Below are 1,540 nucleotides of genomic sequence, written 5' to 3'. Positions count from 1 at the left end.
AGCGGGGCCGCGCGCTAAACTCGCTTCGCTCGGACAACGCGCGCTCGCCGAGCGGCTGGCGCCGCTCGGCGTCCCCGCTCGGGCTGCGATGCTCGGCGCGCTCGAGGACCCCGCACCGCCGCCCACCCGCCGGGGGGCCGGCTCGGGCCGCCCGGGCAAGGCGGAAGCGGCGCAGGCCGCCGGGCTGCTATCCTCAAGAGGCCGCTACCGCCGCAACGGGAGGAGCCGACAGGTGAGACGCGGTTTCCAGCCACCCCCCTTGCGCCCCTGCGCGGTGACCGAGCCGCAGTGCGGCGGCCGCCGCCACCCCGAGCCCCACCCGGGCCACCGCGGGGAGCTCCAGCGCGACCGCGACCGGATCATCCACAGCGCCGCCTTCCGGCGGCTCGAGTACAAGACCCAGGTCTTCATCAACCACGAGGGCGACCTCTACCGCACCCGGCTGACCCACACCCTGGAGGTCGGCCAGATCGCCCGCACCTGCGCCCAGGCCCTGGGCCTGAACATCGACCTCGTCGAGGCCCTCGCCCTCGCCCACGACCTGGGCCACACCCCCTTCGGCCACGCCGGGCAGGAGGCCCTCGCCGAGCGCATGGCCGGGCTCGGCGGCTTCGAGCACAACATCCAGTCCCTGCGGGTGGTGGACGACCTCGAGGCGCGCTACGCCGAGTTCGACGGCCTGAACCTCACCTTCGCCACGCGCGAGGGCCTGCTCAAGCGCTGCTCGCCGGAGAAGGCCGAGCGCCTCGGCGCCGTGGCGGCGCGCTTCCGCGACGGCGGGCAGCCGAGCCTGGAGGCGCAGCTCGTCAACCTCTGCGACGGCATCGCCTACAACAGCCACGACGTCGACGACGGGCTGCGCTCGGGGCTGATCAGCGTGGCCGAGTGCCGCGAGACGGCGCTGCTCGCCCCGCTGTTCGCGGAGGTGGAGGCGGCCTACCCGGGGCTCGACGAGCGCCGGACGATCTACGAGGTGGTCCGGCGGATGATCGACGCCCAGGTCCGGGACCTGCTCGCCGAGTCCGAGGCGCGCCTCGACGCCGCCGCCCCGGAGGACCTGGCCGCGGTGCGCCGGCGCGCCTCGCCGCTGATCGGCTTCAGCCCGGCCATGGCGGAGCGCCACCAGGGGCTGAAGGCGTTCCTCCACGAGCGGCTCTACCAGCACTTCCGGGTGGCGCGGATGGTCCACAAGAGCCGGCGCGTGGTCCAGGCGCTCTTCGACACCTTCCTCGCCGACCCGGGCCTGATGCCGCCGCAGCCGCGGGCCGCCGCCGAGGCGCGCGCGGCCCGGCGCGGCGAGGCCGGGCGGGCCCGGGCCGTGGCCGACTACATCGCCGGGATGACCGACCGCTTCGCCATCGACGAGCACCGGCGGCTCTTCCGCCCGGAGGAGCGAACCTAGGCGGCCTCCTGCAGCGCGGCGTCGAGCTGCGCGGTGACCTCCTCGACGGTGATCCGCGCCATGGCGTCCGGGTCGCGGACCCGCTGGCCCCAGCGCGCCTCGGCCACCGCCCGGCCGGTCGCCGCGCGCAGCGCCTCG

1 protein-coding gene is annotated in these 1,540 nt (G+C 75.9%); it reads left to right on the top strand.

Annotation, left to right across the window (positions count from 1 at the left end; translation table 11 throughout):
- The first annotated feature begins 232 nt into the window (after positions 1-232).
- Positions 233-1,402, top strand: a complete 1,170-nt coding sequence (locus CKO13_RS12100) for a deoxyguanosinetriphosphate triphosphohydrolase (RefSeq protein ID WP_420827071.1) — start codon at positions 233-235, stop codon at positions 1,400-1,402.
- Positions 1,403-1,540 lie beyond the last annotated feature (138 nt).

The organism is Halorhodospira neutriphila, assembly GCF_016584055.1.
GTDB classification, from domain to species: Bacteria; Pseudomonadota; Gammaproteobacteria; order Nitrococcales; family Halorhodospiraceae; genus Halorhodospira; species Halorhodospira neutriphila.
Note: the sequence above shows the minus strand (reverse complement) of the source record. Positions and strands in the feature narration are given on the sequence as shown.